Source organism: Klebsiella sp. RCJ4, from assembly GCF_009025755.1.
In the GTDB taxonomy this organism is placed as follows: domain Bacteria; phylum Pseudomonadota; class Gammaproteobacteria; order Enterobacterales; family Enterobacteriaceae; genus Klebsiella; species Klebsiella michiganensis.
The window spans coordinates 81,413-106,695 of record NZ_WCIN01000045.1; the positions used below are offsets into that span (position 1 = coordinate 81,413).

At 55.6% G+C, this 25,283-nt stretch carries 28 protein-coding genes and 1 riboswitch; of the genes, 17 read left to right on the forward strand and 11 right to left on the reverse strand.

Going from position 1 to position 25,283, the window contains the following annotated elements; genetic code table 11:
• Nucleotides 1–24: 24 nt before the first annotated feature.
• Complete coding sequence (gene ppl, locus F8562_RS25500; protein ID WP_049593935.1) at nt 25–2,706, reverse strand: anti-phage protein Ppl; 2,682 nt, start codon at nt 2,704–2,706, stop codon at nt 25–27.
• A 313-nt stretch (nt 2,707–3,019) separates the two neighbouring features.
• Here ppl and F8562_RS25505 point away from each other — a divergent pair, with 313 nt between their 5' ends.
• The 4 genes from F8562_RS25505 to F8562_RS25520 all read left to right on the forward strand — a co-directional run bounded on the left by F8562_RS25505 (nt 3,020) and on the right by F8562_RS25520 (nt 6,151).
• Nucleotides 3,020–3,643, forward strand: coding sequence for a DNA-binding protein (locus tag F8562_RS25505; RefSeq protein WP_049593936.1), 624 nt, complete (start codon nt 3,020–3,022; stop codon nt 3,641–3,643).
• Complete coding sequence (locus F8562_RS25510) at nt 3,640–4,143, forward strand: hypothetical protein (protein WP_053094424.1); 504 nt, start codon at nt 3,640–3,642, stop codon at nt 4,141–4,143. Before F8562_RS25505 ends, F8562_RS25510 begins: the two co-directional genes overlap by 4 nt.
• An 18-nt stretch (nt 4,144–4,161) precedes the next feature.
• Nucleotides 4,162–5,298 (forward strand): hypothetical protein, encoded by a 1,137-nt coding sequence (locus F8562_RS25515; protein ID WP_142298657.1) that lies wholly within the window; start codon nt 4,162–4,164, stop codon nt 5,296–5,298.
• A gap of 91 nt (nt 5,299–5,389) precedes the next feature.
• Nucleotides 5,390–6,151, forward strand: coding sequence for a DeoR/GlpR family DNA-binding transcription regulator (locus F8562_RS25520; protein ID WP_049593938.1), 762 nt, complete (start codon nt 5,390–5,392; stop codon nt 6,149–6,151).
• Nucleotides 6,152–6,197: 46 nt separating this feature from the next.
• Here F8562_RS25520 and F8562_RS25525 read toward each other — a convergent pair whose 3' ends face one another.
• Genes F8562_RS25525 through F8562_RS29380 form a run of 5 tightly spaced genes read right to left on the reverse strand, consistent with a single transcriptional unit; the run spans nt 6,198 to nt 8,820 of the window.
• On the reverse strand, nt 6,198–6,842 hold the full coding sequence (locus F8562_RS25525) for an HAD-IA family hydrolase (RefSeq protein WP_049593939.1): 645 nt from the start codon (nt 6,840–6,842) through the stop codon (nt 6,198–6,200).
• A gap of 47 nt (nt 6,843–6,889) precedes the next feature.
• On the reverse strand, nt 6,890–7,624 hold the full coding sequence (locus F8562_RS25530) for a hypothetical protein (protein ID WP_049593940.1): 735 nt from the start codon (nt 7,622–7,624) through the stop codon (nt 6,890–6,892).
• Between the two features lie 19 nt (nt 7,625–7,643).
• Entirely contained in the window at nt 7,644–8,369 is a 726-nt protein-coding gene (locus tag F8562_RS25535; protein WP_074188070.1) for a HesA/MoeB/ThiF family protein, read from the reverse strand.
• A gap of 1 nt (nt 8,370) precedes the next feature.
• Nucleotides 8,371–8,631 carry a hypothetical protein gene (locus F8562_RS25540; protein WP_049593941.1) on the reverse strand — a complete coding sequence of 87 codons (261 nt, stop codon included), beginning with the start codon at nt 8,629–8,631 and terminating at the stop codon, nt 8,371–8,373.
• Nucleotides 8,632–8,661: 30 nt separating this feature from the next.
• Nucleotides 8,662–8,820, reverse strand: coding sequence for a hypothetical protein (locus tag F8562_RS29380; RefSeq protein WP_179294857.1), 159 nt, complete (start codon nt 8,818–8,820; stop codon nt 8,662–8,664).
• Nucleotides 8,821–9,237: 417 nt separating this feature from the next.
• On the opposite strand from F8562_RS29380, the gene F8562_RS25545 reads away from it, so the two are divergent.
• Both F8562_RS25545 and arsH read left to right on the forward strand, forming a co-directional pair.
• A complete protein-coding gene (locus tag F8562_RS25545) occupies nt 9,238–9,570 on the forward strand; it encodes an ArsR/SmtB family transcription factor (RefSeq protein WP_001549890.1) in 333 nt (110 codons plus the stop codon).
• Nucleotides 9,571–9,575: 5 nt separating this feature from the next.
• Entirely contained in the window at nt 9,576–10,289 is a 714-nt protein-coding gene (arsH, locus tag F8562_RS25550) for an arsenical resistance protein ArsH (protein WP_025801347.1), read from the forward strand.
• A gap of 123 nt (nt 10,290–10,412) precedes the next feature.
• Here the strand turns inward: arsH and F8562_RS25555 are convergent, their stop codons facing one another.
• Nucleotides 10,413–13,379 (reverse strand): Tn3-like element ISPa38 family transposase, encoded by a 2,967-nt coding sequence (locus F8562_RS25555; protein ID WP_003100881.1) that lies wholly within the window; start codon nt 13,377–13,379, stop codon nt 10,413–10,415.
• Between the two features lie 158 nt (nt 13,380–13,537).
• Here F8562_RS25555 and F8562_RS25560 point away from each other — a divergent pair, with 158 nt between their 5' ends.
• From F8562_RS25560 to F8562_RS25590, 7 genes are all read left to right on the forward strand, one after another.
• A complete protein-coding gene (locus tag F8562_RS25560) occupies nt 13,538–13,828 on the forward strand; it encodes a nucleotidyltransferase family protein (protein WP_001247892.1) in 291 nt (96 codons plus the stop codon).
• Nucleotides 13,825–14,226 carry a DUF86 domain-containing protein gene (locus F8562_RS25565; RefSeq protein ID WP_001293886.1) on the forward strand — a complete coding sequence of 134 codons (402 nt, stop codon included), beginning with the start codon at nt 13,825–13,827 and terminating at the stop codon, nt 14,224–14,226. Before F8562_RS25560 ends, F8562_RS25565 begins: the two co-directional genes overlap by 4 nt.
• Nucleotides 14,216–14,572, forward strand: coding sequence for a cupin domain-containing protein (locus F8562_RS25570; RefSeq protein ID WP_000215515.1), 357 nt, complete (start codon nt 14,216–14,218; stop codon nt 14,570–14,572). The genes F8562_RS25565 and F8562_RS25570 overlap by 11 nt, the downstream gene beginning before the upstream one ends.
• 254 nt (nt 14,573–14,826) lie before the next feature.
• Nucleotides 14,827–15,153, forward strand: coding sequence for a hypothetical protein (locus F8562_RS25575; RefSeq protein ID WP_003100858.1), 327 nt, complete (start codon nt 14,827–14,829; stop codon nt 15,151–15,153).
• A complete protein-coding gene (locus F8562_RS25580) occupies nt 15,150–15,650 on the forward strand; it encodes a hypothetical protein (RefSeq protein WP_003100856.1) in 501 nt (166 codons plus the stop codon). The genes F8562_RS25575 and F8562_RS25580 overlap by 4 nt, the downstream gene beginning before the upstream one ends.
• Nucleotides 15,647–16,018 (forward strand): hypothetical protein, encoded by a 372-nt coding sequence (locus tag F8562_RS25585; protein WP_003100853.1) that lies wholly within the window; start codon nt 15,647–15,649, stop codon nt 16,016–16,018. Before F8562_RS25580 ends, F8562_RS25585 begins: the two co-directional genes overlap by 4 nt.
• Nucleotides 16,012–16,569, forward strand: coding sequence for a recombinase family protein (locus F8562_RS25590; RefSeq protein WP_004118524.1), 558 nt, complete (start codon nt 16,012–16,014; stop codon nt 16,567–16,569). Before F8562_RS25585 ends, F8562_RS25590 begins: the two co-directional genes overlap by 7 nt.
• Nucleotides 16,570–16,575: 6 nt before the next feature.
• Here the strand turns inward: F8562_RS25590 and arsC are convergent, their stop codons facing one another.
• From arsC to F8562_RS25605, 3 genes are all read right to left on the reverse strand, one after another.
• A complete protein-coding gene (gene arsC, locus F8562_RS25595; RefSeq protein WP_004118526.1) occupies nt 16,576–17,004 on the reverse strand; it encodes a glutaredoxin-dependent arsenate reductase in 429 nt (142 codons plus the stop codon).
• 49 nt (nt 17,005–17,053) lie between these two features.
• The gene (locus F8562_RS25600; protein WP_001549887.1) at nt 17,054–18,337 is read right to left on the reverse strand and encodes an arsenic transporter; all 1,284 of its coding nucleotides are present in this window, start codon (nt 18,335–18,337) and stop codon (nt 17,054–17,056) included.
• Between the two features lie 95 nt (nt 18,338–18,432).
• The gene (locus F8562_RS25605; RefSeq protein WP_001549886.1) at nt 18,433–18,786 is read right to left on the reverse strand and encodes a metalloregulator ArsR/SmtB family transcription factor; all 354 of its coding nucleotides are present in this window, start codon (nt 18,784–18,786) and stop codon (nt 18,433–18,435) included.
• A 483-nt stretch (nt 18,787–19,269) separates the two neighbouring features.
• Between F8562_RS25605 and F8562_RS25610 the strand changes: the two genes are divergently transcribed.
• A complete protein-coding gene (locus F8562_RS25610) occupies nt 19,270–20,748 on the forward strand; it encodes a SulP family inorganic anion transporter (protein ID WP_001549885.1) in 1,479 nt (492 codons plus the stop codon).
• A gap of 18 nt (nt 20,749–20,766) precedes the next feature.
• Complete coding sequence (locus F8562_RS25615) at nt 20,767–21,594, forward strand: universal stress protein (RefSeq protein WP_004118529.1); 828 nt, start codon at nt 20,767–20,769, stop codon at nt 21,592–21,594.
• 71 nt (nt 21,595–21,665) lie between these two features.
• On the opposite strand, the gene F8562_RS25620 is transcribed toward F8562_RS25615, so the two are convergent.
• Entirely contained in the window at nt 21,666–22,862 is a 1,197-nt protein-coding gene (locus tag F8562_RS25620; protein ID WP_001549953.1) for an MFS transporter, read from the reverse strand.
• A gap of 380 nt (nt 22,863–23,242) precedes the next feature.
• Nucleotides 23,243–23,313: riboswitch (Fluoride riboswitch) on the forward strand.
• A 77-nt stretch (nt 23,314–23,390) separates the two neighbouring features.
• Between F8562_RS25620 and crcB the strand changes: the two genes are divergently transcribed.
• Nucleotides 23,391–23,765 (forward strand): fluoride efflux transporter CrcB, encoded by a 375-nt coding sequence (crcB, locus tag F8562_RS25625; RefSeq protein WP_004118534.1) that lies wholly within the window; start codon nt 23,391–23,393, stop codon nt 23,763–23,765.
• A 274-nt stretch (nt 23,766–24,039) separates the two neighbouring features.
• Entirely contained in the window at nt 24,040–25,188 is a 1,149-nt protein-coding gene (gene nhaA, locus F8562_RS25630) for a Na+/H+ antiporter NhaA (protein ID WP_011977829.1), read from the forward strand.
• Nucleotides 25,189–25,283: the final 95 nt, after the last annotated feature.

The following is a 25,283-nucleotide window of genomic DNA, read 5'->3' on the forward strand; positions in this document are numbered from 1 at the left end:
TCAGGAGCTGGCGTTTCCAGTTCTTCAGCTCAGAATACGCTCATATCGCGAACGAAACGCTTTTTCGCCTCCCTCCATTTGCCTGCATATCAGAGCCTTCATCGGGGCTTCCTGAAGCGCGCCGCAGAGTCCCGGATACAGGCCGGTACGATCATGCTGCATACTGATAACGTATTCTGCATCTCCGTTAACCACGATAGGGGCAGAATGCGACACAATAATAAGCTGCCGGCGCTTCTTGTTAGACATAATCGCGGGTATTACGCTCATGCTCAGCATCAAACAGTCCAGGTCATCCTCAGGTTGGTCCAGCAGAAGTGGATCAGTGCCATAAGATAAAAGGAACTGCAGCATGCTCGCCCCTTTCTGTCCCGGAGAAGCGGACGAAATATCCTCCATTTGTCCTCCGGGTGCCCGATACCGGATGTGAATGCCATCATCGGGATACCAGCATTGCAGTGCATCCATCTGCTGGTCATTCAGACCTCTGAGGCGATTCCGGAAAGTACCATGAAGCGAGGATCCGGCCCCTGAGTTATTCTGACGGATTTCCTGGTGCAACGCTTTCAATTCGTCCAGCGCCCTGTATTTTTGCTCTGTTGCCGCAGGCTGGGGGCTGAACGGACGCTGGCTGACAAAGGCATGCAGTAAGCCATTCCCATCACTGTGATCGTAGATACGTTCGGCAAAATTACTGATGCCAGTCACCGTCTGATAACCAGACACGATCTCTTCATGTGGGGCACAAAGGGGAAGGATCTTGATGTCCAGATCGGTAAGTGACAGGGAAGACAGAAATACTTTCCGGTTATGTGTCAGAGTCATTCGGTGAGCACGCATATCAGACAGCAACAGCTCAGACCGCGCCTGCGAGCCGGTAATCATTCCGTCAAGGCCGTCATAATTTCTCAGCTCATGTTGCAGTGCTTCACAACGCGCCATCAGTTCGTTGAGGACATCGGGATTTAGTCCCTGGGCCCGGAGGGCAACAGCCTCAGCTTCCACTGCAGCCTCCTGGCTACTGACTGCGGCTCCTAGAGCTGTGAACGCCTGTTCCTGCCTGATGCCTGTGAGCTCTGCAGCACATTCTGCCAGGAGTGCATTAAGTCGCTGGTCGTAATGCTGTTGTACAGACGACAGGCGTGCCATGAATTCCGTCAGTGGGCCGGACGGATCCTGTGGAATGGCAGGTATCTGCTGCGGTTCTGCTGCCAGAGACTGAATGGCTGTAATATGCTGCTCGTAGAGCTCCAGTGGGTAGGTTGCAGCAGAAAGCTCACTTTTGGCCAGAGCCAGCAGGCTGCAGACGGGATAGTAGGCGCTTGACTGCAGCTGGTTGATGGCACGCAGTGCATCAGATAATTCTCCCTGCAGAGAGTCGGCTGTCACCTGTCTTGCCCGGAGGCCACGCAGGGTTATTTGTTCGTTCAGATATTCCCGTTCCAGCTCATTCCATCGTTCCTTCCAGGCCCGTTTATCGACCAACGGACTCTCGTCACAGACGCGCAGGAATGCACCGGTGTCTGAAGCCAGCTCGTAAAGCATTTTTTGACTGTAGATCGAGAGCGGGAAACGGTCGGCCGACCAGTAGCTATCAGGTATCCACTCGCCGTCACTGAAGATGTGTAATTCATGGTTACCACCCGGTCGCCAGCTAAGTCTGAAATCGGTACCCTCTTTATGAAACACACATTCGATGAAGGAATCTTCTGTCATACCCGACTCACTGAACTGGCTCAGATTCCGGTTCTGGGACGCAGTGAGTCCCCCGGTCTTGCGCATCGCAAGACGAATACTTTCGATGAGCGTGGACTTACCACTGCCCCTGGAGCCAATTACAGCGTTATAAAAAGGACTGAATTCTACTGATGCTGCGTCCTGATCTGCAGGCTGGCAGTAACGGGTTCTGAGCTTCAGACTACGTAAATACGAAGCGGGTTCCTCCGGGGGAAGCTGATCGAAAAGAACACAGTTATCCGGATCAAGTAGGGCATGACGGAGCCCGTCAAAATCAGGGGACGACATTTTTAACCAGCAGGTGCGTGCACCGGCCTGTTCGGGATGATGAGCGTCTGAGCCCCGTAGCCACGGCAAACCATCAATAAGCCGCCGATGGGTTCCATCGGTAATATTTTCCACCTGATTCCTGATCTCAACCGCATGGGGTTTTTCCTGAAAAGCGGCAGTCAATTCACCCTGATTGGTCAGGCTTTGAAGAATGCCTTTAACCGCATCTATATGGGCAAGAATACAGACAGCCTCAGGATTACGGCGAATATTGTTAATGATACCGGCTGGTCCCAGTTGGAGGACCAGTTGGTGATTTTGGGCATTGCGTGGAATGGGGCAGTTGTTATTGCACTGGGCCAGAAGCCTTTCCACATCGGCAGTGGTGCTGTGCGTGTGAAGAACTGCCAAAATGTGGACATTGCCGGTTGCTGTCAGCTCCACCCCAGGAAAAAGTGTCAGCGGTCGGAATTCAGGCAGCTCGCCGGTACTCGCATCCTGTAACATTTTAGCCAGCTCATCTTTCAGGATGTCGATCCAGGCACCACTGTTATGGTCGCTGATGACAACACAATCAACCTGCTGCCGCATGTAAGCAAGAAGCCATTCTCTTGGAGTGATATCAAGCATTCTGTAATCATGTGAAGCCGGAGTATGGTTATGAAAATCAAATTTATACCAGCGAGATCCTACCATCATTGTTCCTTTTCCATGGCGCTTTAGAAGTCCACCAACTATAAGAGATTTTGTACCCAGAGAATGAAATATTTACTCATATATTCCATGGTTATTATGTCCCTACAACCTAAGTCACGGTATAAATCACCCTCCTTTTAATTCATAGCTATGAACCAGTATTGGCCGAGGATCCGACTTTGGTATTTTTCGGAACTGAGCGAAAAAAGAGAGAAGGTGTATGTACTGTATGTATTAATTGTATTGTATCGAATGTATTGTGTGTTTTTTATTCAAAGGATACACTGCCGGTATAACGCCACCACGAAGAGATCCCATGAGCAAACTGCCTTCCCCCGACATGGTCCGTCGCATTGAGGACGCCGCTGCGGCACTCATCGCGGCCGGCACCCCGAACCCGACCAACGTCCAGGTGCGCGACCACCTCGGCGGCGGCTCCCTGGCCACCATTTCCCCGGTGATGCGCGCGTTCCGCGCCCGGCAGCGCGAACAGGCCCGGGAAGAAACCCTCCCGTTACCGCCGGAGCTGCAGCAGCTGCTGACTGGTCAGCTTTCCCTGCTGTGGCAGGCGGCCGTGCAGCAGGCGGACGCCGGGGCGCAGGCCGCGCGCGAGCAGGCCGACGCCGACATTGAACAGGCCGACATCGAGCGCGACGCCGCGCTGGCGAAAGTCGCCGAACTGGAAAGCGAGCTGGCGGTGCTGCGGGAGGTTCAGGCCGAACGTGGCCGTCTGCTGCAGCAGGAGCAGACGCTGCAGGAACAGATGATATCGCTGCGCGAGGAGGTGGTACGCCTGCAAACCCGGAGTGAACACCTGAATGAACAGCTGCAGGAGAGCCGGGAGGAAGTGAAAACCCTGCGGGCCAGTGAAAAGGCGCTGCAGAAAGAACTGCTGATGCAGGCCCGGGCTGAGCCGAAAGGCGGGAAGGTGACAAAATGACACCAGAAATCAGACGCCGTATCCACGCTTTCCGCAACGCCCTGGTGCTTGCGGCCGACACCCGCTCCAATGAATGCTTCCGGATGGACCGATGGAAGGAGCTGAATGCCTTCCCACACGGCTGCTGCGATCTGGCCAGCAACTTTCTGGCGCAGTATCTTCAGGACGGTGATCCGTCCCTGAAGCCGGTGATTATCCATATGGAGACGACTGAGGATTTCCGGGAAGAGAACCTGTCGACAGTAAAATCCCACGTCATCGTGGAGGTGACCGGCTGGTTTGTCGACCTTACCCTGAACCAGTTTGCGGAATATCAGGACCGGGTGGTGATTGATGACAGAACCGGCACGGTGGGCTCCCTGCTCAAAGATATCCAGGCCAGTGGCGGAACAGTCACGAAGCGCTGTATTCAGCTGGATGCGGGGCCGGACGAAGACGGTCATGAACTCTATGTCTGGCTTCGGGACACTGCAGACAACCTTCTGACGTCAGTGAAATGAGTCTGCCGGGGAGAAAATATGAGAAGGTCTGACCAAAATGTTCCTCCGGAAGGGCACGGTAAGTCATCCCCCTTTATGGAAGAGGTTAGGGCGGTAGCAAAAGACATTTACAGCAGCCCGGCTAACAGGAAACTGGCAAAAGATTTGATTATTGAGGCCATTAAGGGAGTACCCCTCCTGGGAGGCTCTGTTTCGGCCACAGAAAAGTTTATTCGGGGTATCGCCGGGATAGAACGGGAGCAAAGGCTTGAACGTCTTGAGACGTTTCTTCTGGGACTTAATCGTGATTATGATGAAACAGTGGAATTTCGTGAGGCGGATCTGTTACCGGTCATAAGAAAACTGGCAACAGATGATGAAAAATCAAAGACCGAATATTATACACGCCTGTCGGTGACGCTGGGCCGAACTCCACTCAGCGAAATGCCAGATGACAAGCGATACCATTTTATTCGCCTTGTCAGCACGCTGACCAGCTATCAGATCAGGTTTGCCCGGGAACTTAAAATTCGTCAGACCGTACCTGTGCGTGACAGTGCCTCCTCAGAAGAGGCCGAGCAGGCTCTGACGAGCCAGGACAGTGGCATAGCTATTCAGGCGGTGCACGCCTTACAGAACGCAGGACTGGTAAAAGAAAGAGCAGCACCGGATACATGGAAAGGTTCACCGTCAACACCTCTGTACGAAACGACCTCTGACTTTGACACTCTGATGAGTCTGGTGTTTCACCCGGATGATTTTGCGCCAGAGTTGGTCGGGTTAACGCGCAAAGAGATAAGCGATATCATCATTGTAGGGACATACGGTTTTATTGATAACCTGTATTCTACCTATTTACCTGATGCTCTTCACCGGGCGGGTATAAATGCAAAAATAGTCAACAGTAACAACGATCATCTGATGACAGACTGGGCTCCGCTTTATCTTCATACAGGACAATATACCCATGGTAATGATGAATATGTAGAAGTTAATCTTACCCGGGAAGGTACACGTCCCCGACTTAATGAGACAGTGAAATACTACACCTGTCGGTTTGATAAAAAAACCTACGTGCAGCCCAGGAGCAGAAGCTCAGGTGACGCGAAAAAATTCTGTAAGGAAATGGACAGGGTAGTCAGTTGTGTAAAGACACAACTAAAAGAACTGAAATAACAAGCCTGACAGAGATGAACATGGCGTCAGTCATTTCCGGAATCAGGACGGTTTGTTATATGCAAAATTGAATTTTTAACGTGAGGCAGTTATGGCCAGACCAGTAGATGTAGAACGCCGAAATAAAATAATCAATGTGGTATTAACTAACGGCAGAGCAACCATTAGTGAACTGGCAAAAATGTTCAACGTAACTCCTGAAACGATCCGAAAGGATGTGACAGAGTTGCATGAGAAAAATATCCTTCAGCGAGGCCACGGGATTGTCCTCCCGGCAAGCAATTACACTGAAAATCCATTGCCGTTCAAGATTAGTTCACATGCCGAAGAAAAATCCAGAATTGCTAATTGTGCCGTTTCCCTGATTAGAGAAAACAATGTTATTTTCATCGACTCCGGAACAACTTTACTGCAACTTGCTAATGTGCTGAATATGTATGAAAACCTGACCATAATTACAAATTCGATGATGGCTGCACAGGCACTTTCAAACAGTAAAAATCAGTTACTGGTTACCGGCGGTGAATTAAGACCTAAAAGTTATTCATATGTCGGAGCCTGGACGATGAGGGCATTACGTCAGAGCAATATTGATATCGCATTCATGGGCTGTGATGGATTCCATCATAATGGTCCTACTGTAGGTTCATACAGAGAGCTTGAAGCTAAAGAAATAGTACTTGAACAAGCCAGTAAGTCGATTCTTCTTGCAGATACCTCAAAAATTTCATTACAGGGATTATATTGTTATTGTTCTTACAGTGAACTGGATACATTAATCTTTGAGAGGGAATTGACACCGGATGAAAGGAAATGTATTCCGGAATCAGTCAATATTTTGAAACCATTCTGACAAATTATTAAAATACAGGCATCAAGCCTGTATTTTATGATGGACATCATAATGAAATTATGATTTTGTCACCGTCAAATGATACTTTAATATTATTAAAATTATCTACCCGAAGAAGCTTCTGATATTCATATTTTAGATCGAGTGATGAACCTACAACGACGACCCGCATGCCCGCAGCAAGAGCAGAGGTAATACCGGCATCTGCATCCTCAAAAACGACACAATCTCCCGGATGCTTATTGAGTCGCTCAGCAGCCAGCAGATAGGGTTCCGGTGATGGCTTACTTTTCTGGACGTCTTCGGCTGTAATTATGCATTCCGGGACCGGAATGCCTGCACCATACATGCTTGGCAATGCCACCTTTTTCGCTCCGGATGTAACAACAGCAAACAAATCATGAGGCAATGAGGATAAAAAACTAACCGCACCTGATACCGGAGCCATTTTACTCAGTTTTTCAATCGCGAGAGATTTAACTTCTTCAACACATTTTTCATTACTAAAATGCGGTGATATTTTTGAAAGCGCTTCCTCTATTGTTCTGCCATGTATTATGGAATGAACATAGTTTATATCTAAATGATGCTTTTCAGCCCATTCACGCCACAATTCTTCTATACATTTACCCGAATCAACCAGCGTTCCGTCAAGGTCAAAAAGTACAGCTTTACATATAATTTCAGTCATAATCCCTCCACAAATAAAAGGACAGGTATTACCTGTCCTTTGAAAAGTTAACCTTTAGCTTTCTTGTAATACAGTGCACTTTCGGTGGCCAGGCGCATGGCCGCGGCCATCGCAACAGGATCACTGGCCTGTGCAATAGCCGAATTCACAAGAACAGCGTCCATGCCCAGGTCAAACAACTGAGTTACTTCTGTGACATCCAGAATGCCTGTTTCGCCGACACAGGGAATTTCCACCATACTTCGGACATTCTCCATGGCTTCAAAATTGTAAATACCACGCCCGGTCCCAAGCTCTCCAGCGGACAAACGTAAAGCGCAACATCCCATATCTTGTAGTTTTAAGGCTGCAAAGGGATCTGGTGTAATCATAGGCATAACATCAAAACCTTCTTTTAGCAGAATGTCTGCAGCAGTTATGACATCAAAATTATTTGCCCAGCGTTGACGAGGATCGTTACGAACATCAAGCTTAACAAATTCAATATCGAACATGTCACGCAGTTTCATCGCTGTATCTACAGCATCCTGAGCAGTATTTACAAATGATGTTGTTGAAACAGGGACAAATTTATATTGTTTCTCTTCAAATGCTTTAGCGACATCAGCAATAGCTACGCCAGCACTCCGATCTTTGGGGTTGATTGTAGCAATGAGTAGTTCAGCACCGGCAGCCATCGTCACATCCCGGATCATATCGGCCGTGTCGTACTGTTCAGTTCCAATCATTAGTCTGGAAGTCAGCTCAACTTTTTTTGTTTTTAGCCATGGGGTAAGATGCATTTATAATTCTCCTGATAGTTTAATTTTTACAACCTGGACAACACGATTCTTTGGTAAAAGAGTAAGTATTCATTTGTAAGGTTGTTGAGTCGAAGTTATAAATAGTATTAAGATAATGTTCGTAATTACCGGTGAGAATGCGCACAGCCAAAGTTGCCGCTGTAGTTCCGATAACACCAACCACAGGCCCCAGAACTCCTGCTTCTTCTGGAGTAGGCAAAACTAAATCAGGCGGTATTTCAGGGAAGATACACCTGTAACATCCATGCTCAATATCAAAATAAGATAAAGAACCCTCATCACCCTGTACGGAGGCATTGATAAAAGGGATATTTAGTCTACAGCATGCATCATTCACTATATAACGGGTGAGAAAATTATCACATCCAAGGATGACAAGATCATGACCTTTTAAGTATTTCTCAGCGTTATGTTTAGAGATACGATCCCGATAAACATTAAGTCTGGCAGCAGAGTTAATTTTCCTGAGCTTTTCAGCAGCCACCATAACTTTTGGTTTCCCAACGTCTCTTTCATCAAACAATATTTGTCTGTGAAGATTTGAAACACTAATAACATCGTCATCAATGATTGATATTTCTCCGACTCCTGATGCTGTCAGGTATAAAGACACAGGACAACCCAGACCGCCACATCCCACAATAAAAACTGATGAATTAGATATTTTTTTCTGTCCATGAGGACTAATTACATTGATTTGACGTTTATCTCTGAGTGACTCCATATTATCCTCCCGCCATCGGGATAATTATGTCTATATTACAATCATTAGTAAGAATAAAATCGGTATTTTTCACTCTAGCCTTGTTGTGATAGATAAGAACGAACTGATTAAATTCAGTGCTGCTCTTCATTATTTTATCCATTACAATAGGTTGATTCATTGTTAAAAGCGCTTCAATAAGCGTGTTGTTACGAGGTACTGATACCGTTTTTGAGTCACCAATAGCCTTAGGTATTGATATCTGAACTGTTATTTTTTCCATAAAAAAATTCCTTCTGTGTAAAACTCAAACCTAAAAGAATTCATTGCTTTTGTTTTTATCATTAATCGCCTTATCAATATCGCTTTTTTCAGTTAGCTGAATACCGGCTATACCATATAGTTTCGCTTTGGAAGCAAAAGGGGCTATTTCAGTTTCATTAGATTCATACAGAAATAATGAAATTAACATAGGAAGATTAACTCCTGCAATGACGCAGCCATTTTGGAGTTCATGGACAAGTTGACTTGCAACGTAATGGTGACAACTCAATCTGTCATTTATTAAAAAAACAATGCCATTGGTAGTATTTAGTTCCTTGCTTGCTTGCCTGTAACGATTTACGGGGTCTGAGGTCCAACCATGCGAAAAACCACGTTAAGAAAGCAACCTTCTGAAAAGGCGACGTTTATCAGTTTTTTTTCCGGCCATAAAGGGGGCGGAAATTATTCCCTGCACGGGTATTCGCAAGGATTTCGGTAGTGCTCTGGCTCTGCCCCCCATAACCTGGCGGACAGAGCATGATTGGGAAAGCGGTACCCTCACGGCAGAAACGATTGACGCAGGCTATATTTCTATTATTCTGGAAATATAGATAAAGGAGGTATTATGGATTTAAACACTGCTGCAAACGCACTTCGAGAACTGGGCCACCCGACACGTCTCAGCATATACCGGGAGCTGGTCAGGGCGGGTCATGAAGGCCTGCCGGTTGGCGAACTGCAGAAGCACCTTGAGATTCCTGCCTCCACGCTCAGCCATCATCTTTCAGCGCTGATATCCGCTGGACTCATAAGCCAGGAACGGCAGAGTCGTACCCTGTTCTGCAGGCCCTGCTATGCGCAGCTTGAGCAATTGATGGCCTTTCTGACAGAAGAATGCTGCGCAGGCGGCAGCTGCAGTCTGTCACCCGCAAAGACTCCCGAAGAGACCCCATTGTGAACAACCTGACTGATGCCCTGAAAAATATCGATCCGGCCCTCCTGGACGCGCCGCTGACGGAAGATAAGCTGAAGGCCAGAGAGATAACGCATCCGCCCCGCATCCTGATGCTCTACGGCTCGCTGCGGGCGCGCTCTTACAGCCGGCTGACAACGGAAGAAGGTGCCCGGCTGCTGACGGCCATGGGCGCGGAGGTGAAAATTTTCAACCCGTCCGGCCTGCCACTGCCCGATGATGCGCCGGAGACGCACCCGAAAGTGGCTGAGCTGCGGGAGCTGGTTCTCTGGTCGGAAGGCATGGTCTGGTGCTCTCCGGAGCGTCACGGGGCCATGACCGGCATCATGAAGGCCCAGATTGACTGGATACCGCTGACGTCAGGCGCGGTCCGCCCGTCACAGGGAAAAACCCTGGCCGTCATGCAGGTCAGCGGCGGCTCACAGTCGTTCAACGCTGTAAATCAGATGCGTATTCTTGGACGCTGGATGCGGATGATCACCATCCCGAATCAGTCATCCGTGGCAAAAGCCTGGGCCGAGTTTGATGAGGATGGCCGCATGAAGCCTTCTTCGTATTATGACCGCATAGTGGACGTCATGGAGGAACTGATGAAGTTCACCCTGCTGACGCGCGGTCGCAGTGATTATCTCACCGACCGCTACAGCGAAAGGAAAGAGAGTGCCGCGCAGCTTTCTGAGCGGGTCAACCAGCGCAGCATATAAAAAAGCCGGCAGATGCCGGCTTTTTCCACACTGTTATGCCCGCAGCCTGGTAAAAAATCAGTGGCTGACGCGGTTCCCGTGCTCATCAATGGGGTCGTCTCAGAAAACGGAAAATAAAGCACGCTAAGCCGGTTGCAGCGGCCGTAGCGGCCTGAACTTGCCCGCGCCGATCTTGGCGCTGCTGCGCCAGAGGTAATCGCCGGTCAGGTTGATGTGCTCCCAGCCGAGCGGCGACAGGTACTGCAACAGGCCGTCATCGACGGCTTGACCGTGGCCACGCAAGGCGTTCGCGGCCCGCTCCAGATAGACCGTGTTCCATAGCACGATGGCCGCCGTCACCAGGTTGAGGCCGCTGGCCCGGTAGCGCTGCTGCTCGAAGCTGCGGTCGCGGATTTCCCCCAGGCGGTTGAAGAACACGGCGCGGGCCAGCGCGTTGCGCGCCTCGCCTTTGTTCAGCCCGGCATGCACGCGGCGGCGCAGCTCGACGCTTTGCAGCCAGTCCAGGATGAACAGTGTGCGCTCGATGCGTCCCAGCTCACGCAGGGCGACGGCCAGGCCGTTCTGGCGCGGGTAGCTGCCAAGCTTCCTGAGCATCAGCGAGGCCGTCGCCGTGCCCTGCTTGATCGAGGTGGCCATCCGCAGGATTTCATCCCAATGGGCGCGGACGTGCTTGATGTTGAGCGTGCCGCCGATCATCGGTTTCAACGCCTCGTAGGTGGCATCGCCCTTCGGGATGTAGAGCTTGGTGTCGCCCAGGTCACGAATGCGCGGGGCGAAGCGGAAGCCCAGCAGGTGCATCAACGCGAAGACGTGGTCCGTGAACCCTGCCGTGTCGGTGTAGTGCTCCTCGATCCGCAGGTCGGATTCGTGATACAGCAGGCCGTCGAGCACGTAGGTCGAGTCGCGCACGCCGACGTTCACGACCTTGGTGTGGAACGGCGCGTACTGGTCGGAGATATGGGTGTAGAACGTCCGCCCTGGGCTGCTGCCGTATTTCGGATTGATGTGGCCGGTGCTCTCGGCCTTGCTGCCGGTGCGGAAGTTCTGGCCGTCCGACGATGACGTGGTGCCGTCGCCCCAATGCTCGGCGAAGGGATGTCGGAACTGCGCGTTGACCAGCTCGGCCAGTGCCGCCCCGTAGGTTTCGTCGCGGATGTGCCAGGCTTGCAGCCAGGCCAGCTTGGCGTAGGTCGTGCCGGGGCACGATTCCGCCATCTTGGTCAGGCCCAGGTTGATCGCGTCGGCGAGGATCGTGGTCAGCAACAGGTTTTTGTCCTTGGCCAGGTCGCCTGACTTCAGGTGGGCGAAGTGCCGGGTGAAGCCCGTCCATTCGTCTACCTCCAGCAGCAATTCGGTGATCTTGACGTGCGGTAGGATCATCGCCGTCTGGTCGATCAGGGCCTGTGCGGTATCGGGCACCGCCGCATCGAGCGGCGTGATCTTCAGGCCCGACTCCGTGATGATGGCGTCCGGCAGCTCGTTGGCCAGCGCCATGCGGTTGACGGTGGCGAGCTGCGTTTCCAGCAGCGTCAGCCGGTCATGCAGGTACTGGTCGCAATCGGTGGCCACGGCCAGCGGCAATTCGCTGGCCTGCTTGAGGCTGGCGAATTTCGCGGGCGGCACCAGGTAGTCCTCGAAGTCCTTGAACTGGCGCGAGCCTTGCACCCAGATGTCGCCGGAGCGCAGCGCGTTCTTCAGCTCCGACAGCGCGCACAGTTCGTAGTAGCGCCGGTCGATGCCGGTGTCGGTCATCACCAGCTTCTGCCAGCGCGGCTTGATGAACTCGGTCGGCGCGTCGGTGGGCACCTTGCGGGCGTTGTCGCTGTTCATGCTGCGCAGCACCTCGATGGCGTCGAGTACGTCCTTGGCGGCGGGCGCGGCCCGCAACTTGAGCACGTCGAGAAATTCCGGCGCGTAGCGGCGCAGCGTGGCGTAGCTCTCGCCGATGCGGTGCAGGAAATCGAAGTCCTCGGGTTGCGCGAGCCGCTGCGCTTCGGTGACGCTCTCGGCGAAAGCATCCCAGGACATGACGGCCTCGATGGCGGCGAACGGATCGCGGCCCGCTTGCTTGGCCTCGATCAGCGCCTGGCCGATGCGCCCGAACAGCCGCACCTTGGCATTGATCGCCTTGCCGGATGCCTGGAACTGCTGCTGATGCTTGTTCTTGGCGGCATTGAACAGCTTGCCCAGGATGCGGTCATGCAGGTCGATGATTTCGTCGGTGACGGTGGCCATGCCCTCGATGGCGAGCGCCACCAGGGTCGCGTAACGCCGCTGCGGCTCGAACTTCGCCAGGTCGGCGGGCGTCATCTGGCCGCCCTCGCGGGCGATCTTGAGCAGCCGGTTCTGGTGAACCAGCCGCTCGATGCCGGAGGGCAGGTCGAGCGCCTGCCACGCCTTGAGGCGTTCGATGTGTTCCAGCATGTGCCGCGAGTTCGGTTTGACCGGGGATTGCCGCAGCCAGGCCAGCCACGTCGTCTTGCCGTTGTCGCGGCGCTTGAGCAGATCGTCGAGGCGACGGCGATGCACGTCCGTCAGCGGCTCAGCCAAGGCGTCGTAGAGACGCCGGTTGGCGCGGGTAATCGCTTCGGCGCTCGCCCGCTCGACGGCGTTGAGGGCGGGCACAATGACCGACTGCCGCCGCAGGTGCTCGATCAAGGCTCTGGCCAGCACGATGCCCTTGTCGGTTTGCATGGCCAGCTCGGTCAGCAACTGGACAGCCTGCCGGTAGTGGCCAATCGTGAACGGCTGGAAGCCGAACACCGTTTGCAGCTCGACCAGGTGCTCGCGTCGGGTCTGCTCACGCTGCCCGTACTCGTCCCAGCTTTCGATGCCGACCTTGAGCTGGTTGGCGACCAGTCTCAGCAATGGCGGGAACGGTGGCTCATCAGCGCCAAGGATGACGCCGGGAAAGCGCAGGTAGCAGAGCTGCACCGCGAAGCCCAGCCGATTGGCCGGGCCGCGCCGCTGCCGGATGATGGAGAGGTCGCTTTCGCTGAACGTGTAGTGACGGATCAACTCATCCTTGGTGTCCGGCAACGCCAGCAGGCTTTCGCGCTCGGCGGCGGAGAGGATCGAACGGCGGGGCATGCGGTTTCCTTCTTCTTGAAAACGTAGGTTTGTGACAAGCCCGCCAAGGCAACCGGCGCGGCACGGGAATCAAGGCATTGCGATTCTCGAAAATAGTTCTTGAAATTCTATTCTTGATTGCATATCATCTCAACGAGTTTCGATAAGAAAGGATGCGCATGCGACCGTCTGTTGTGCTTGACATGAAGCGAAGCGCAGTGCGTGAAGCGGTAGGCCGCTTTCGCGCCGCGAACCCGCGCGTCTTCGGCTCGGTGCTGCATGGCACCGACCGGGATGGCAGCGACCTCGACCTGTTGGTCGATGCGCTGCCCGGTGCCACGTTGTTGGACTTGGGCGATTTGGAAGAAGAACTGAAATCGCTGCTCGGCGTTGACGTCGATCTGCTGACTCCCGGCGACCTGCCGCCGAAGTTCCGGGCCAAGGTGCTCGCGGAGGCGCAACCGATATGAGCGAGAACCGCCTGCCCGATTACCTCGACCACATTCAGCAGGCCGCAACCGATGCGCGCAGCTTCGTGGAAGGGATGGCCAAGGACGACTTCTTGGCCGACAAGCGCACCCAGCAGGCCGTCATCATGAGCCTGATCGTCATCGGCGAGGCGGCCACAAAGGTGATGGATGGCTACGTCGAGTTCACCCAGGCGCATGCCGACGTGCCGTGGCGCAGCATGCGCAATATGCGTAATCGCATGGCTCACGGCTATTTCGACATCAACCTCGATGTGGTGTGGGAGACGGTACAGGAATGGCTGCCGGCGTTGCTCCAGCAATTGCCCGCCGTGCGTCAGGATGCCGACGATGAAGACCGTAACGACAACTGTGAAAGAGGAATCTCCGATGACTGTTGAATCGAGAATATTTTCTGTAGCCGAGTATGTTCAGCCGTCCGAAGGCGAGCCTATTCGTTCCGTTGTGCTTGAAACCCGAGACTCAATTATCGTGGTTTGGCATGTCCATCCCGGGCAGGAAATTGCGGCTCACATTCATCCTCACGGCCAAGACACGTGGACTGTTTTGTCGGGAATGGCTGATTACTTTCAGGGCAATGGGATTGTTCGTGCCCTCAGGGAAGGTGAGATAGCCGTGGCAAGACCGGGCCAAGTGCACGGGGCGCGAAATACAGGTACCGAGCCATTTGTGTTAGTCTCGGTTGTGGCATCAGCCAATGCCGGTTTCGTATTGGCTGAGCGATAGAGCCCAATCTCTGGAGTTGGTCCAATGAGCGGTCGGGGAGATAGGTAACAGACATGCAGCGGACACGGCTGCTAAACCAGGTCGCAAACCTCCTTGCGTCGCAGCGTGCCGCAAGCGACGCGATCAATCGAATGGGGTCGGCATGAGACTGAACACCATCCAGTTCCCGACCGCGTAGCCGCCTGTCCTGCCGATCAGGTCTTGACCATCGACGCCTGGGATCAGTCCTGAATGTTCTTGGAGACCACTACGTTATGAGCCGCAGCCGCCGCAAAACACCCATCGTCGGGCACACGACCTGCGGCAGCGAGCGCGAGGACAAGAAGCTCTGGCATCAGCGCTGGCGCACCCGTGAGCGCACGGCGCTGACCAGCGCGTCGCCCGAAGCCCTGAGCGCCCATCTGCCCCTGCTGGAAAACCAGGCCAGCAGCGTCTGGTCGATGGGCAAGGATGGCCGCTCCTACTGGCCCGTCAAGCGCCAGGCCGCCACGGCGGATCGCATCGCCAATCACAAGGGACGCAACCCGCAAGAACGCGCCTCCCTGAAAAAGCGCCTGCTGCGCAAGTGGATGAGCAAATGAAGCTCTCCTTCCATCAGCACATTGCGCTGTTCTGGATGATCGGTGCTCCGGGCGTCTTCGCGCCCGTGATCGAGAACGCCAAGCGGCCCGATGCCGGCGCCGTCATGGCGTGGGGTGTCGCGATCGTGGCGGTGATGATCCTCTTCACCCCTTTGCTGCTGCGCTGTCCACCATTCCGGCGCTGGTATGGCCGGACGGATGCGCTGTCGGAGCGGCAGCGCCAGGCGCTTGCCGAGCGCGGCCTGCGCCGCTACTACCAGACCGCTTTCGATGACGGCTACGTGCCCCGCGTGATGCCCTACGTGTGGCGCATCATCTGGACGGTCGGCGGGTTGATGGCTGTGACCGCCGTACTGCCTACCAACACCGGACGGCCAGCCTTCGATGCCTTGGTGGTCTTCTCGACCTGGTATCCGATAGGCGTGATGCTGCTGGTTTTCGCGTCGAGGCCCCTTGGCCGGTTGATTCGCCAAAGAGCACAGGAGCGGCGGAAATGAGCACGTCAACCATCGAGGCGCTGGCCAGCGCCTGGGCAAGGATTGCCGAGGAAGCGGAATTCCCCGCTGACTACGAGGGGACTGCCACACCACAAGCGCATCGGGCTAGCGAAGCTATTCAGGAGCAGATTCGGGAGCGCATCGTCGCCACCAACGACATGCGGCTGTTCAGCCTGCTGCACCTGCTGGGTCAGGCGTCGCTGCGCATGGAGCAAGCGCTGTGGCCGGAGGATTACGAGCGGATGACGCGCGAGGTTGAGGAAGCCCTGCGGCAAGCCACCGACGCCAACGCCAGATCGTACACCCACGAAGAAGTGATGCAGGCGATGCAGGAACGCATCGACCGGGCGCGAGACAAGCCATGTTGATTGGCTATGCGCGCGTCTCGACGCAGGATCAGAACCTGGAGCTGCAACGCGAAGCCTTGAGCAAGGCCGGATGTAAAAAGGTCTTCGAGGACAAGGTGAGTGGCACGCGGGCAGACCGGCCTGGCTTGGCCAAGACGCTCGAAATGCTGCGCGAAGGCGATACTTTGGTCGTCTGGAAGCTCGACCGGCTGGGCCGGTCGGTCAAGCAACTGGTCGATCTGGTCGGCGAGCTGCACAAGCACGGTGTCCAGTTCAGGAGCCTCACCGACTCCATCGACACCGGCACACCATCCGGGCGGTTCTTCTTCCACGTCATGGCGAGCCTTGCCGAAATGGAGCGCGAGCTGACCGTCGAGCGCACCCGCGCCGGGCTGGAAGTCGCCAAGCAGCTCGGCCGCAAAGGCGGCCGCAAGCCGAAGATGACCGACAGCAAGATCGAGTCGGCCAAGAAGCTGCTGGCCAGCGGGGTGCCGCCCAAGGACGTGGCCAAGAACCTCGGCGTGTCCATTCCGACGCTGTACCGCTGGGTGCCAGCCTCCACGCACGCTTAGCGTGCTTTATTTTCCGTTTTCTGAGACGACCCCATCAATGACGGCTTCGCCGTCCTCTTTGGTAAACGCGCCCTGCTGCGGGTCCGGCAGTATGTCCAGAACCACTTCGGAGGGACGGCACAGCTTCGTGCCGAGCGGTGTCACTACCACCGGGCGATTAATGAGGATCGGATGAGCCAGCATGGCATCGAGCAGTTCGTCATTGCTGAAGCGGTCTTCTGCCAGGCCGAGCTGTTCGTACGGTTCGGTATTTTTGCGCAGCAGGTCGCGCACGCCGATGCCCATATCCGCAATCAGCTTCTTCAGCTCATCGCGTGACGGCGGCGTTTCCAGATACAGAATAACCGTGGGTTCGGCGCCGCTGTTACGGATAAGCGCCAGGGTATTGCGGGATGTCCCGCAGGCCGGGTTGTGGTAAATGGTAATGTCAGTCATAAGCGGTACTCCGTAAAGGGGCTGCACGGGCGCAGCCCCGGGGTTAAAGTTAAACAGACAGGCGCAGGGCCAGCGCGGCCAGCGTGACAAAAAGCACCGGCAGGGTCATCACGATGCCCACGCGGAAGTAATAGCCCCAGCTGATGGTGATGTTTTTCTGTGCCAGCACGTGCAGCCACAGCAGGGTTGCGAGGCTGCCGATAGGGGTTATTTTCGGGCCGAGGTCACAGCCGATGACGTTGGCGTAAATCATCGCCTGCTTCACCACGCCCTGTGCGCTACTACCGTCAATCGACAACGCGCCAACCAGCACGGTGGGCATGTTGTTCATGACGGACGAGAGTGCCGCCGTCAGGAAGCCGGTGCCGAGCGTTGCGCCCCATACGCCGTGCTCTGCAAACCGGTTCAGGGCGGCGGAAAGGTAATCAGTCAGTCCGGCGTTACGCAGTCCGTATACCACCAGATACATGCCCAGCGAAAAGATAACGATCTGCCAGGGCGCGCCTTTCAGCACCCTGCCGGCGTCAATCACGTGTCCTTTGCGGGCAACCAGCCAGAGAATAAACGCCGCCACCGCCGCCACCAGGCTGACCGGCACGCCGAGCGGCTCCAGAGCAAAAAAGCCAACCAGCAGAAGAACCAAAACCACCCAGCCAGCCTTAAAGGTTCGTGCATCCCGGATGGCTTCCCGCGGTGCCTTCAGCTTCGCCAGGTCATAGGTGACCGGGATGTCCCTGCGGAAAAAGAGATGAAGCATCACCAGCGTGGCCGCAATGGAGGCAATGTTCACCGGCACCATGACGGATGCGTACTCGCTGAAGCCCAGCGTAAAGAAGTCAGCCGTTACGATGTTCACCAGGTTCGATACGATGAGCGGCAGGCTGGAGGTGTCAGCGATAAAGCCCGCTGCCATCACAAACGCCAGCGTGGAGCCGGGAGTGAATCCCAGCGCCAGCAGCATGGCAATAACGATCGGCGTCAGAATTAGCGCGGCTCCGTCATTGGCAAACAGCGCCGCCACTGCGGCACCCAGCAGAACGATATACGTGAACAGCAGCCGGCCCCTGCCGCCTCCCCAGCGGGAAACGTGCAGCGCGGCCCACTCAAAAAAGCCGGACTCATCGAGCAGCAGGCTGATAATGATGACCGCAATGAACGTGCCCGTGGCGTTCCAGACAATCTGCCAGACCACCGGAATATCACCGATGTGCACCACGCCGGTCAGCAGCGCCAGCGCCGCACCGATGACGGCACTCCAGCCAATGCTCAGCCCCTTCGGCTGCCAGATGACCAGTACCAGCGTCAGGATGAAAATCGCACCTGCCAGAAACATACCCGCTCCTATTGAATACAAATGCCTGTTAAACCGGACTGATAAATTTTCGATGCGTAATATATTCGATAATCCAGATATATACCGGTAAATTTTTAAATGCAGACAGGCTTGCCGTTGGTGGTGGCGTTATCGCGTTCAGCCTGCCGGCTGAGCTGGCGGATATCATCCCGCTGGCAGAGATAAGCCTGTTCGATAACCGCCGCTGCCCACGCCGGCATATGAGGCGACAGACGATAGTGGATCCATTTTCCGTCCCGCCGGTCGGTAAGCAGCCCGTTTTCTCTCAGCAGAGCCAGATGCCGTGAGATTTTGGGCTGAGTTTCTTTCAGCACGGACGTAAGTTCACAGACGCAGAGCTCCCCTTTTTCGCGTAGCAGCAGCACGAGGCTGAGTCGGGTTTCGTCGGAAAGGCTTTTAAAAAGCTGCAGGGGGGACACGGGTGGCATGGTGACTCCTTATTGTGACTGACCTGAGTGTACCTGTGAAACTTTCTCCGTCAAATTTATATTCACTTAATCATATGTATGTGCGAACGCCGGACGAGCCTGAGCATGCAGAAGGACTTTCCGTCCGGATGCGCCTGACCGGCATTCCATGAACAGCGTTTTTGCCCTGCGCGTTGACCCCGTTAACAATTCGTGTAGAGTAAAAAGCGCTTTTTGCCGTGGTTCATCTGCCCGGCGGGCATTTGTGGCCGGTACTGAACGTCTGTTCATCCGGTCTTTCTGATTACCCGCGCTGCTCTGTCAGCCGTGAAGGAGTGATAAACACCACCATGCGTCTTACGCCACCCTGAGTCGTACCCCTCCTCTGTCGCACTGAATAAACTTCGGCGCGCACTCAAAAACATCCCGTCTGCGGATGTGCTTTTTCGTACGTAAAATTTTTGCCCTCACGGGCTGACCGTAATCAAAAACTGAGAAATGACTATGCTGCTGTCCTCGACGCGTAAGGACTGGCTGGGTAACGTCCGTGGTGACGTCCTTGCCGGTATTGTGGTCGCGCTCGCGCTTATTCCCGAAGCGATCGCCTTTTCCATCATCGCCGGAGTCGACCCGCAGGTCGGGCTCTACTCTGCGTTCTGTATTCCCCTGGTTATGGCCTTCCTCGGCGGCCGTCCGGCAATGATATCGTCCGCCACCGGTGCGATGGCGCTGCTGCTGATCACGCTTGTAAAAGACCACGGCCTGCAGTATCTGCTGGCGGCCTCGGCGCTGACCGGCGTACTGCAGCTGGCGGCCGGCTACCTGAAGCTGGGCAGCCTGATGCGCTACGTCTCCCGCTCGGTGGTCACCGGTTTCGTGAACGCGCTGGCCATCCTGATATTTATGGCGCAGCTGCCGGAGCTGACCAACGTCACCTGGCACGTTTATGCCCTGACCGCTGCGGGCCTGGGCATCATTTATCTCTTCCCGTATCTGAACAAAACCATTCCCTCGCCGCTGGTCTGCATCATCGTGCTGACCGCCATTTCCATGTGGCTGCACCTGGACGTGCGCACCGTGGGTGACATGGGCAAACTGCCGGACAGCCTGCCGGTGTTTCTGATCCCGGATATCCCGCTTAACCTCGACACGCTGATGATTATTCTGCCGTACTCGGCAGGACTTGCCGTGGTGGGGCTGCTGGAGTCGATGATGACCGCCACCATCGTGGACGACATGACCGACACGCCGAGCGATAAAAACCGCGAGTGCAAGGCGCAGGGCGTGGCCAACATCTGCACCTCCTTTATCGGCGGCATGGCGGGCTGCGCGATGATTGGCCAGTCGGTGATCAACGTCAAATCGGGCGGGCGCGGGCGGCTTTCCACGCTCACCGCCGGCGTGGTGCTGCTGCTGATGGTGGTGTTCCTGCGCGACTGGGTGTCCCGGATACCCATGGCGGCTCTGGTGGCGGTGATGATCATGGTCTCCATCGGCACCTTCTCCTGGCGCTCCATCAGCAACCTGCGCAGCCATCCGCTGTCAACCAGCGTGGTGATGCTGGCCACCGTGGTGGTGGTGGTGGCGACCGATAACCTGGCGTTTGGCGTGCTCACCGGCGTGCTGATTGCCTCGCTGAACTTCGCCACCAAGGTCGCCCGCTTTATGGCGGTCTCCTCTGAGCTGAAGGACGACACCCGCACCTATACCGTAGCCGGCCAGGTATTCTTTGCCTCATCCGATCGCTTTATGAGCCACTTCGACTTCCGTGAAGCGGTGGAGCGCGTGGTGATTGACGTAACGCACGCCCACTTCTGGGATATCACCTCCGTGAGCGCGCTGGACCGGGTGGTTATCAAGTTCCGTCGCGAAGGCACGGAAGTGGAGATCAAGGGTATGAATGACGCGACCCGCACCCTCGTTGACCGCTTCGGAGTGCATGACAAGCCTGAAGAAGTGGAAAAGCTGATGGGTGGCCATTAATTTACTGGAGAAAGCATCATGAATAACACCGTTATTGCCTGCGTTGACGGCTCGCCGTCAACCCGGCCGGTCTGTGAGTATGCTGCCTGGGCAGCCGGTAAACTTGGCGCGCCGCTGGCGCTGCTGCACGTGCTCGAAAAGAGTGAGACTCCCGCCGTGTCTGACCTGACCGGGAGCATTGGTATTGACAGCCGGGAGCAGCTGACCGAAGCGCTGGTCCGCGTCGAGGGTGAGCGCAGCCGGCTGCTGATGGCGCAGGGCAAGGCCGTGCTGGCCGGCTGTGCGGAGCTCCTGAAGCAGACCGGACAGCCGGACGCACAGCTGCTGCAAAAGCACGGCGCACTGGACGAAATCCTGGCGGAGCTGGGCGAAGTCCGGCTGATGGTGCTGGGGCGCCGCGGGACGCAGAATCAGGTAGGCAGCCATCTGGAAAGCGTCATTCGCCTGCAGAAAAACCCGGTGCTGATTGTGCCGGAGACGTTTACGCCGCCGGCGCGGGTGATGTTTGCGTACGACGGCAGCAGTGAGAGCCGTAAAAACCTGACGCGCCTGACGGTCAGCCCGCTGCTGCACGGCCTGAGCTGTCATATCGTGATGGTCAACGGTGACATGTCAGCCCTGCAGGATGCGCAGGCTGTTCTTCAGGAAGCCGGTATCACGACCGAGACACGCCTGCTGGAAGACGAGTCCGTAACCGGGGCGCTGTGCCGCTACGCGGACGCCCATGATATCGACCTCACGGTAATGGGGGCCTGCGGGCACTCCCGGTTACGGCGATTCTTTATTGGCAGCCACACCACGGAAATGCTGTCTGAAAGCCGTCAGCCCCTGCTGATGCTGCGATGAAACAGGCGGGCCTGATATCAGGCCCGCCTTCACAGGGGAAAGAGGATGACGGGTATGAAGGTAAAGGCGCGTTATTGCGGCGCATCCGTCCTGATACCGGTGGCCAGCAGGCTGGCGCCAAGAATGTAGACCAGGCAGAACAGGGCCTGAAGATGCAGGGTGACATGGTTATCTATCAGCACGCCCATGATTACCGGGGATGCCCCGCTGGCAATCACCGTCCCTGCCTCAACCGCCGAGCGCACCCTGGCCAGCTGCGCCGGACCAAACAGCTGTACCCAGAGCGCGGTGGCAAGCGTTGAGGCAATGGCCGACGATACGCCGGTCATAATCAGGTAAAAAGGCGTCACCCACTGACCGTTGCTGAGCCATAGCGCCAGCATGGCCAGGGCCTGTGGCATCAGAAACCACGGCAGCAGCCTGCGTGGTGAGAGCCGGTCAATCAGCGGGCCAAACGACAGCAGCGATACCGCCTGGGTAATGGCATAGGCAATAAACCATACCGCCACCCACGACAGCTCCCAGCCTTTCTCCTGTGCCAGCCTCGCCTGGTGGAAGAAGAAGCCGGTGGTGATAAAGGGGGAGGCCAGCACGACAGGCAGCGCCAGCAGCAGGTTGCGGTTTCGCCATACCGGCGCCTCTTTTTCTTTCTCCTCACCCCGCTTTCTGAACGTACGCAGCGGCTTCTCTTTCCCGCGGGGCAAAAACATCAGCGCGACCCCCACGCCGGCAACAAGCATTCCGGCATTGATGCCCCAGGCAGCGCGCCATCCCGTCAGCGCGCTTATCTGCACCGCAATCACAGGAAAAACGGCCTGCGCCAGCGAGAGCCCCAGCGCGATGGCGCCGAGCGCCTTGCCTGCATCAAGGGGGAACTGGCGCGCCGTTGCGGTCAGCGCAGTATGCACCATCAGTCCCTGGCCGCCGAGGCGCAGAAAGTAAAACCCGATGCACAGCATCCACGCCGCCTGTGCGCCGGAAACCAGCAGGCAGGCCGTGAGCAGCAAAAGGGTGACCGCCAGCGTGAAGCGGCGGGTCGTGGTGTAGTCAATCAGCCGTCCGGCCCAGGTCAGCGTGATGGCGCTCATCACCGTTCCGATTGCGTACAGGCCGCCCAGTCCGCCGTCGGTGAGCCCAAAGGCCTCACGAAAATCCTGCCCGTAAAGTGAGACAAAATAGGTCTGTCCAAAGCTGGACATGGCCATCAGCATCGCACCGAACGTAAGGTGAGAGGCGTGATGAAACATAAACCGAAAAAGCTGACGCATGAATATCCCTGAAGGCGGGCTGCAGCCCGCCGATTAATCACGACGTGTCCGTACCGGCTGCTGCGGACACGGCGCCTGCGTCCCTGAAGCAGGTACACGCGGGTTCACCGTGAAAGGTGGCAGTCCCGTAACGGATATGAGAGAACGGTACCCGGCGCGGACTGGCTGTCGCGGCAGGCTCTCTGATAAAGGACGGGCGAAGAGAAACTCAGGGTGGCGTAATGTGCATGACTCACAGTCAGATATAAAATGCTGCCGAAACGATAATTTTTAATGCTCTTCAGGTCAAGCCTGAAAACGGGCTCCTCATGCCCGCCGCAGGGGGAGTCGCACAAAAACAGTGGATAGCCGCTTGATTAACGCCCGTGACCGGGCCAGAATTGCGGCGAGGTGATGGCGTTCCACCTTACCCAACCGCTTCCCCTGAGAAGCTGATGACGCCTGATATTACTCCCCTTTAACCGGGAGTATGTCAGGCCGCCCCGTATCATCAGCCTGCATACTCCCTCTGACACAGAGGTAAACCCCGTGAAATCTTATCTGGCCATTATCATTGGTGGATCCGCTGGCTGCCTGATCCGCTGGCTGCTTGGCGCACGCCTGAACAGCCTGTTTCCTGACCTGCCACCGGGCACGCTGGTAGTGAACCTTGCGGGCGGATTTATCATTGGTGCGTCGCTGGCCTGGTTCATGCGCCATCCTGACCTGGATCCGGCCTGGCGATTACTTGTTATCACCGGGCTGTGCGGTGGGCTGACCACGTTTTCCACGTTTTCCCTGGAAATATTCTCACAGCTGCAGTCCGGTAATTATTTCTGGGCGTTTACTTCACTGCTGGTACACGTAACCGGCTCCATTCTGATGACTGCCCTGGGTTTTTTTGTCGTCACATGGCTGCTGTGAGCGTGTGGCTGATGACGGATAAAAATGCCCCTGCCTGCGGCAGCTTTACAGGGCTTTACCTCTTCCGCCTGAAGCGGGCCGGACGTTATGATAAAATTAACGTCACGCTAATTCGTTAATTTATCAGCAATTAATTATCGTATTTTTTATATCTTCAGCGTAGCTCAGCCGGCTTATCCTCTGATAACCAGCGGTTGTATATCAGGGGAAGGCCTGTTTTTTTTGAATAAAGGGAGGGAGTGTGTCAGAAATCCCAGACAGAAATAAAAAGAGGATGTCAGAAGTGCCATCTGCATTTTTCAGCTCGCCCGCAGCCGGCGGCATCGTGCTCATCATCGCCTCAGCAGCCGCTATCATCGTGGCTAACTCTCCGCTCAGGGAGGGATATGAGGTATTCCTGAAATACAACGCCGCCGGCCTCTCCGTTGAGCACTGGATAAACGACGCCCTGATGGCCGTGTTCTTCATGATGGTCGGCCTGGAAATCAAGCGCGAGCTTCTCACCGGTCAGCTTGCCACCTGGGGCCAGCGCGCGCTGCCGGGATTTGCCGCGCTGGGCGGGATGGCCGTGCCTGCGGCCATTTACGTATGGTTTAATGCGGGCAGCGATGAAACCCTCGCTGGCTGGGCAATTCCTGCCGCCACGGACATTGCCTTTGCGCTCGGGGTACTGGCACTGCTGGGCAGTCGCGTACCTGCCTCGCTGAAAATTTTCCTGTCGGCGCTGGCTATTCTGGACGACATGGGCGCAGTGGCTATTATTGCGCTCTTCTATACCAGTAATATTTCGTTTCTGATGCTGGCCGGTGCGGCGGTCACGGTTGCTCTGCTGTTTATCATGAACCGTGCCGGGATTACCCGGCTGTTTCCCTATCTGCTGGCGGGGGGCGTGCTGTGGTTTTTCATGCTTCAGTCCGGGGTGCACGCCACCATCGCGGGTATCCTGCTGGCGCTCTTTATCCCGCTGCGGGTAACCGATCCGGATAAACAATCCCCTCTTGCCCGGCTGGAGCACGGCATCAATCCGTGGGTGACGTTTCTGATACTGCCGCTGTTTGGCTTCGCAAATGCGGGGGTCGCGCTCTCCGGTATGACGGCTGATGACCTGATGTCGCCGGTACCGGTCGGCGTTGCGCTGGGCCTGTTTGTTGGCAAGCAGGCGGGCATTTTCGGCCTGTCGCTGCTGGCCGTCAGCCTGGGCCTGGCAAAACGGCCTGAAAAAAGTACCTGGCTGCAGGTTTACGGCGTATCGGTCCTGTGCGGAATAGGGTTTACCATGAGCCTGTTTATCGGCAACCTGGCGTTTGCAGAAAGCCCCCTGTTGGTGGACGAGGTCAAGGTGGGGGTACTTGCCGGCTCTGTACTGGCAGCACTGGCGGGTATGCTGATACTGCGCTTTTCTCCTTCGCATCCTTCCCGGTAACGCATTCGGGTCCGGAAAATCCCCGTGATGACGGGGATTTTTATTTCCCTGCAAACTTATTAATCAACAGGGCCACCTTCATTACCGTCGGCATT

Excerpts from the sequence above, each read along its gene's own strand:
- ppl (WP_049593935.1), bottom strand. The coding sequence starts at position 2,706 with ATGATGGTAGGATCTCGCTGGTATAAATTTGATTTTCATAACCATACT.
- F8562_RS25505 (WP_049593936.1), top strand. The coding sequence starts at position 3,020 with ATGAGCAAACTGCCTTCCCCCGACATGGTCCGTCGCATTGAGGACGCC.
- F8562_RS25510 (WP_053094424.1), top strand. The coding sequence starts at position 3,640 with ATGACACCAGAAATCAGACGCCGTATCCACGCTTTCCGCAACGCCCTG.
- F8562_RS25515 (WP_142298657.1), top strand. The coding sequence starts at position 4,162 with ATGAGAAGGTCTGACCAAAATGTTCCTCCGGAAGGGCACGGTAAGTCA.
- F8562_RS25520 (WP_049593938.1), top strand. The coding sequence starts at position 5,390 with ATGGCCAGACCAGTAGATGTAGAACGCCGAAATAAAATAATCAATGTG.
- F8562_RS25525 (WP_049593939.1), bottom strand. The coding sequence starts at position 6,842 with ATGACTGAAATTATATGTAAAGCTGTACTTTTTGACCTTGACGGAACG.
- F8562_RS25530 (WP_049593940.1), bottom strand. The coding sequence starts at position 7,624 with ATGCATCTTACCCCATGGCTAAAAACAAAAAAAGTTGAGCTGACTTCC.
- F8562_RS25535 (WP_074188070.1), bottom strand. The coding sequence starts at position 8,369 with ATGGAGTCACTCAGAGATAAACGTCAAATCAATGTAATTAGTCCTCAT.
- F8562_RS25540 (WP_049593941.1), bottom strand. The coding sequence starts at position 8,631 with ATGGAAAAAATAACAGTTCAGATATCAATACCTAAGGCTATTGGTGAC.
- F8562_RS29380 (WP_179294857.1), bottom strand. The coding sequence starts at position 8,820 with ATGTTAATTTCATTATTTCTGTATGAATCTAATGAAACTGAAATAGCC.
- F8562_RS25545 (WP_001549890.1), top strand. The coding sequence starts at position 9,238 with ATGGATTTAAACACTGCTGCAAACGCACTTCGAGAACTGGGCCACCCG.
- F8562_RS25555 (WP_003100881.1), bottom strand. The coding sequence starts at position 13,379 with ATGCCCCGCCGTTCGATCCTCTCCGCCGCCGAGCGCGAAAGCCTGCTG.
- F8562_RS25560 (WP_001247892.1), top strand. The coding sequence starts at position 13,538 with ATGCGACCGTCTGTTGTGCTTGACATGAAGCGAAGCGCAGTGCGTGAA.
- F8562_RS25565 (WP_001293886.1), top strand. The coding sequence starts at position 13,825 with ATGAGCGAGAACCGCCTGCCCGATTACCTCGACCACATTCAGCAGGCC.
- F8562_RS25570 (WP_000215515.1), top strand. The coding sequence starts at position 14,216 with ATGACTGTTGAATCGAGAATATTTTCTGTAGCCGAGTATGTTCAGCCG.
- F8562_RS25575 (WP_003100858.1), top strand. The coding sequence starts at position 14,827 with ATGAGCCGCAGCCGCCGCAAAACACCCATCGTCGGGCACACGACCTGC.
- F8562_RS25580 (WP_003100856.1), top strand. The coding sequence starts at position 15,150 with ATGAAGCTCTCCTTCCATCAGCACATTGCGCTGTTCTGGATGATCGGT.
- F8562_RS25585 (WP_003100853.1), top strand. The coding sequence starts at position 15,647 with ATGAGCACGTCAACCATCGAGGCGCTGGCCAGCGCCTGGGCAAGGATT.
- F8562_RS25590 (WP_004118524.1), top strand. The coding sequence starts at position 16,012 with ATGTTGATTGGCTATGCGCGCGTCTCGACGCAGGATCAGAACCTGGAG.
- arsC (WP_004118526.1), bottom strand. The coding sequence starts at position 17,004 with ATGACTGACATTACCATTTACCACAACCCGGCCTGCGGGACATCCCGC.
- F8562_RS25600 (WP_001549887.1), bottom strand. The coding sequence starts at position 18,337 with ATGTTTCTGGCAGGTGCGATTTTCATCCTGACGCTGGTACTGGTCATC.
- F8562_RS25605 (WP_001549886.1), bottom strand. The coding sequence starts at position 18,786 with ATGCCACCCGTGTCCCCCCTGCAGCTTTTTAAAAGCCTTTCCGACGAA.
- F8562_RS25610 (WP_001549885.1), top strand. The coding sequence starts at position 19,270 with ATGCTGCTGTCCTCGACGCGTAAGGACTGGCTGGGTAACGTCCGTGGT.
- F8562_RS25615 (WP_004118529.1), top strand. The coding sequence starts at position 20,767 with ATGAATAACACCGTTATTGCCTGCGTTGACGGCTCGCCGTCAACCCGG.
- F8562_RS25620 (WP_001549953.1), bottom strand. The coding sequence starts at position 22,862 with ATGCGTCAGCTTTTTCGGTTTATGTTTCATCACGCCTCTCACCTTACG.
- nhaA (WP_011977829.1), top strand. The coding sequence starts at position 24,040 with ATGTCAGAAGTGCCATCTGCATTTTTCAGCTCGCCCGCAGCCGGCGGC.